The following is a 5,595-nucleotide window of genomic DNA, read 5'->3' as shown; positions in this document are numbered from 1 at the left end:
GTATGTCACGTAAAGCAACCTGTCATGATAATGCAGTAGTAGAAAACTTTTTTAGCATTTTAAAAACTGAGCTTCTGTATATAAGGGAATTTACATCAATGGAAGAGATAAAGATGGAATTAATCGATTATATCAAATACTATAACAATGATAGAATTAAACAAAATTTGAATTGGTTAAGTCCAGTTAAATATAGAAAATCAGTAGCGTAAAAGGACCAGCAGGTACATTAACCTACTGGTTCCATACATCAAATATTTTGTTTGAGTATTTTGTTCAACTTTTGGGGTTCAATTCAAAGTGTTATCTTACATGAAATTTAATGTATTTTAGATAATAGAAAGTTTGTTAGAGGCATATTTAATAAATTTTAGGGTATATATTTAAATGCAAAGGCAATCGGAAACCCTTCTGTGTCTTTGTGTTTTTCATATAAATAGTATAGCTTTGTGTATATATACACAAAGCTATACTATTTATATTCACAATTTATAACTAAAATATAGTTATGCCAACACTATATACTTTGCATATAGTGTTTTTTCGTTAAGCACTCACGTTTAAGAGAGATAATAATCAGTTGCGCATTCATATTACAATTTAAAGACTTTCCGTAAATGAAAAGCAAGCTCAATAAATTCAGTATGGAAATAACTCACTTACACTGAGTGCTAATGCTTATAATAAGTTTATAAGAAGAAGGTTAATACATGGCTAAAATATAAATAATCACTTAAGAAATCATTATTCTAATTATAATTTTATGATATGCTTTTGGGATAAAGTAAGATAATATATTTCTTGAATATTGAGTGAAAACTTGTTTAAGATAATGTTATTGATTGATTACTTTATAACCTATTTATTAAATGTTTTTTAAAGATCACTATTTGATTTATGATAGTAATCTTTTTTAATTTTTGTATCTAAATTTTAATATTTACTATTAAAATAAGAGCAAGAACTTAATAAGAATAGTCAGATGCTGCAATTAAGACAACCACAAGATATAAAATTTTTGAAGAGCATTTTAATAACATAGATGAAATACTTGAAGAATCAAAAGTTAAAATGTCTAGCAGAAAAGATCACCAAAAGCAGAAATTGTTGTTTAGTAAGATATTCAATGGTAGCCATTAGAATCATATATAGACATTTTTATTTTAAGTGATAGAATTTTATGCTTGTTTGATATTCAAATTCAGCAATAGCTGTTTTACAATAAATAGGCTATGACATTTTACTTGTAAGCTACTTTAGATATATAAATAATCAATTCTACATTACTCAATACTACATTACTCAATACTACAGTTGTTTAAATGCAATATGCCGGAGTACTATAACATGCTAATCCTATATCCATTTCTAATAATAAAATTCAATAGAATTACTTAAGCATCATAAAAGTAATAAGGTGATTTACTATCTTTTATATTAGATTATTTATAGAACGAGTTAATGCTAATTTAGTGTCATTTTTTTATAATTCCTATTATTAAGTAATACAATCAAAATAATTTATCCCAAAATTAAAATTTCTTTAAATAGTTATATATTAAAGATAACTTAAACATGAAAATTTTACAGAATATTACTGATTGACAAACTAGTTATGAGAATACTTTAGAGGGTACATCTACGTAAGGAATGTCGTTTGACTACGCAAGACTCAACTTTCGATTCAAGTTCATTGTCATTCTGCTATAACCGTAAATGCCATCTACATTATGATAGATTTTAAATTTTTTTCATCAACATTTTATATTAAGATTCAAATATCAATTTTTTATGCCTTAATCTTTCTAATTACATTTCAAGTCTTTTCATTAAAAGTTTTGCTCTATTTTCAAGCTCTTTTAATTTATATAGAAACTTTTTTCAACATCTTTGCAATGGGAAAATTATAATCAAAAATTATTTTTCAAATTTTTTATATTTTTTATATAATATCTCTATCTATATGTGAGGGGTGAAAATAAAGCTAGGAATAAAACTTATTAAGAATAACAAATTTGAATTCTTTCCCAAAGGTGCTTGTTACTATAAATTGCTAACGAACAAATACAAAGGCTATGGTGCAAAAGTAAAGAAGAAACTAAAAATCAGGAGGATTATTATTATGAAGGGTATAAATCAAGAAAATTTTTTTAATAAAGTAGAGGAATGTGAATTGGAAACTATAACAGCTGAGATATTGAAGTTAAAGATAAATATGGTGGAAAACAGTATTTTATTAGGAGCAAAACTAAAACAAGTTAAACAATCACTTAAACATGGAGAATGGATTCCATATTTGGAAGAAAAAGTTGAGGTTAGCGTTAGAACGGCGCAAAAATTTATTAAAATTGCCACTGAATTTGAAAATACGAAGTTGCTTTCGTGTTTAGGAACAGAAAAGTTATATATTTTATTAGGATTACCAAAAACTGAAAGAGAAAAATTTATATTATCTAATAAAATAGAAACATGGACAAATCGACAATTAATTAAAAGAATTAAAGAAGTGAATTATACTAAAAAAGCCCAAAAGAATGTAGCTCAAAAAATTAAAACTATTGAAGCTAAGAAAACAGAAACAATTATTACACCAAATTGTGAGGAAATAAGAAATAAGAATAAAAATTTAAATGTTATTAAAGATCAAATAAATAATATAAAAACTAATACAGAAAAAGTAATTAAGAAGGCGGATGATTTAATTGAAGAAATAAGAATCAGAACTGGCGATTTCTATACAAGTATAGAGTCTATCAATGATGTAGTTTGTGATGATAGAGGTGGAATATTAGCACAGTTGTACGCTATAGGAGAAATTACAGAAACTGAACTAATAGAAACGATAAAAGACTATAACATAGAATTAGATATAAATTTTAAGTATATGCATGATGGAACTGACAAAGAGAATTATAAAAATAATGTATGTAACAGCTATTATAAATATAACACAAATAAAGACAAAACTTATTTAGCAATTATAGATACAGAAATGTCTTATGAAAATGTTCTTGAGTTCGCGTGGGAGGATAACGAAATAGTCAGATTGGGGTATGCAGAAGAGAAGAAGGAAAATAGTTTTGTGTGGGAAAATATAACGGTTTGTAAAGGATATAGAGATGGAACAGAGATGTTATGTGTATTTAAAAATAGAGAGACTTTAGCATATTATAAAGTAGACACAAAAAGTAATTTGGAAGATGTTACAAAACTATTTAACTACTACAAGATAGACCTTAGTCATTTGCTATTGGTAGAACAATTTATAAAGGAAATAGAACAGGAAAAATTAGAGATACAAAAGTCGAATTTTGAAGAAATTATGAGCTCTGCTAAATTTACAAATAAACAAATACAGAAAGATTTTGATGTATTCACACTTGCAATCCTAGATAAAGTATATTCTTATACAGGAGACATATTATATATATTTATAAATTTTAAAATAATTGGGGAAATCACGATGAAAAATAGTTTAGGAGAAGACAAATTTAAATTCGAATTAGATAATAATAAAAATATACTAAAGTTATTAGAAAATATTGATGAAAAATTATGGATTCGTTTTAAAAAACAAGTAATATTAGAGGATAGTAGATTAAATAAAGAAAAGAAAGCTAAAGAAGAGAAAGAAAGAATACAGGAAGAAAAGTATAGACAATACGATAATTATAAAAATGAAAATATATTAGGAGAAATAACAATGATAACTGAAGAAAATAAAGTATTTTATAAGAAATTTTATAACACATTAGCTATGGCCTACCACCCAGACAGAATTGGTGGAGACGGTACTGCAATGGCACTTATAAATCAACTAAAATCAAGCTGGGGTCTTTGATTTGTGCTTAAAATTAATTATATAAGGAGATAAGCATTAAATATGAATTTGTTTATATAGTTTAAAAATAAATCATTAAAGATCATAATATATAACTAAAAATGGATATTTAAAAGCCTATTATTTAAGCAGAAATTATAGTTGCAACATTTGCAACTATAGCTCCAGTGACTATTACACATAAATTCACTGGAGCCTGATATTAATAAGATTGAATAAATGTAGATTATAGATTAGCTTTTACTTATTACTTAATTAAACTGATAAACCTTGTTGATTTTTGTAATAATTTAATCACATAATTATAACCAAGAATTTTTTTTACAATATAAAAATCTTCTTTCATGTTGTGAACTAAGCCAAAACTTATACATGAAATTGTAATAAGTGAAGATTCCTCTTCTCCGTAGAAATGTTTCAGAACAGCAGAGTTTATTTCAAGTCCTTTAGTAACAGTTTTATCAGCTAAGATATTTGCAATTTCTTCTTTATCCATAACAGTTTTAAAAATATTTACTAATTTTTTAATTCCATTATCCTTTGCTATAGTTTTCATATTTATCTTTTCCATTTTTATCAATCTCCTTAAATAATATTTTTGTGAAAGGGGCAAATGTTATAACTAAGCCTTTCAAGAAAAGCTATAATAATGTTATTACTCATATAAATACCAACCATCTTTCCTGTATAAAATATCGTTAGTATCAGAGTTACTGTACTTTGTAATGTAATCATCTTATCTTAAGGTTTTTATTTATGAATAGGTATGGTAAAATAAAATTGGGTTTTATTGTATTGAATTAATTAAGTCTTCATAAAGTAAAATATTATTGGTAACAGTAATTATCATTAACTATAATAATAGTATAATCTATAATAATAGAATAAACAATACTAAAATCTAAAATAATAGAATTGAGGAGCATATTCTATGAAATCATTAGGAGAAAGAATATTATATTTGAGGAAAACAAATAATTTAACACAAAAAGAGCTTTCACAATCAATGAATGTCGCAAGAAGTAGCATAGGCAAAATTGAGAATAATGAAGTAAGTCCATCCGCAGAAGTACTTGTACAATTATCCAAAACGTTTAAAGTCTCAATTGATTGGTTGCTTACTGAGAATAAATACAATAATGATATAGTTATAAAATATACAAATGATGAAGTAATTAAAATTATTGAAAATGCTTATGAGGAAGATAAGAATATAATATATGGATTTCTAAGTAAATTTAAAAAAAGTAATGCAAAATAGATATTAATATATCTATTTTGTATTATCAACATAAAAAATAATTTATATCAATATTAAGAGCTTTGCTGATTTTATATATATTTTTTTTGCTTGGTGTTGATAAACCTATTTCATATTTACATATAGAACTATAGCCAATGTTACATTTTGCAGCAAAGTTACGTCGCGTATAATTACCGTTAATTCTTAATTTGTAAATTTTCTGAGCTATTGTAGTCTCTGGTAATAAGGAGTTCATAATGGAGCTGTGGATTTCCAAGGGCTCAAAAACCTTTTTATATGTTGCAGTTCTGTTCACATAGCAGATGCAAAACTTATGACTTCATATTATCCACTAGATAAGCTAAGAAAAATTAAAGGGCTTGAAAAAGCAAAATATATAGACCCAATAGCGGGGGGGAAGGGAAACTCCATAAGATATCTGTCTGTAGCCCCAAGAACCAATAATATGAGGGTCGTAGGTCTTGATAATTTGTTTTGTGCAGGTGAGAAA

General features: G+C 25.7%; 5 protein-coding genes and 1 pseudogene. 4 read left to right on the top strand and 2 right to left on the bottom strand.

All coding sequences use genetic code 11. From position 1 onward, the window contains the following. The coding region (locus tag Q0649_RS22115; RefSeq protein ID WP_298847017.1) for an IS3 family transposase at positions 1-212 on the top strand (212 nt) is incomplete at its 5' end. A 1,910-nt stretch (positions 213-2,122) separates the two neighbouring features. Then, positions 2,123-3,841 carry a DUF3102 domain-containing protein gene (locus tag Q0649_RS22110; RefSeq protein ID WP_298847014.1) on the top strand — a complete coding sequence of 573 codons (1,719 nt, stop codon included), beginning with the start codon at positions 2,123-2,125 and terminating at the stop codon, positions 3,839-3,841. Positions 3,842-4,088: 247 nt separating this feature from the next. Here Q0649_RS22110 and Q0649_RS22105 read toward each other — a convergent pair whose 3' ends face one another. Next, entirely contained in the window at positions 4,089-4,412 is a 324-nt protein-coding gene (locus Q0649_RS22105) for a hypothetical protein (protein ID WP_298847011.1), read from the bottom strand. Positions 4,413-4,772: 360 nt separating this feature from the next. Here Q0649_RS22105 and Q0649_RS22100 point away from each other — a divergent pair, with 360 nt between their 5' ends. Further along, the gene (locus Q0649_RS22100) at positions 4,773-5,102 is read left to right on the top strand and encodes a helix-turn-helix domain-containing protein (RefSeq protein WP_298847008.1); all 330 of its coding nucleotides are present in this window, start codon (positions 4,773-4,775) and stop codon (positions 5,100-5,102) included. Positions 5,103-5,127: 25 nt separating this feature from the next. Here the strand turns inward: Q0649_RS22100 and Q0649_RS22095 are convergent, their stop codons facing one another. After that, positions 5,128-5,340: a helix-turn-helix domain-containing protein gene (locus Q0649_RS22095; RefSeq protein ID WP_298847005.1), complete on the bottom strand. Its 213-nt coding sequence runs from the start codon at positions 5,338-5,340 to the stop codon at positions 5,128-5,130. A gap of 69 nt (positions 5,341-5,409) precedes the next feature. Between Q0649_RS22095 and Q0649_RS22090 the strand changes: the two are divergent. Beyond that, positions 5,410-5,595 (top strand): annotated as a pseudogene (locus tag Q0649_RS22090) (FAD-dependent oxidoreductase); the annotation flags it as partial.

It is taken from the genome of uncultured Clostridium sp. (genome assembly GCF_937920395.1).
Classification (GTDB): domain Bacteria; phylum Bacillota; class Clostridia; order Clostridiales; family Clostridiaceae; genus Clostridium_AD.
This window is presented reverse-complemented; position numbering and strand designations above follow the sequence as displayed.